1 protein-coding gene is annotated in these 388 nt (G+C 39.7%); it reads right to left on the minus strand.

Annotated elements, in window-relative coordinates:
• On the minus strand, positions 1–235 hold a 235-nt coding region (locus tag AC0TWI_RS16255; RefSeq protein WP_488127392.1), incomplete at its 3' end, for a transposase.
• Positions 236–388: the final 153 nt, after the last annotated feature.

Consider the following 388-nt stretch of genomic DNA (forward strand, 5'->3'; position numbering starts at 1 on the left):
GGATACTGTCTTTGAGAAGCGCCTCGATCTTGCGCCCGGAAAATGCCGACTGAGTATAACCGCATAAGATGATTTTAAGCATCATGCGCGGATGGTAGGCAGGACAGCCCTCATTTCGGAGAAATGGTTCGAACGCTTCATCAGGGATGCTTTCGACCAAATGATGGATATGGAAGGCAATATCATTATTTTGTAGTTTCACTTCTAAATCTAAAGGCAAAACCAATTGATTCATGTTATAATTTTAAAACATAAGGACCCTTCTTTCCGATAATATTTTGTTGTGGTGACTTAATTTTATCAGAAGTGGTCCTTATCTTTCATGAAAGACAATTAAAGCCGGCGGAATTTTACTCATCGTAAAATTCCGCCGGCTTTTTTCGTATCA

Source organism: Lederbergia sp. B243.17 (assembly GCF_057657925.1).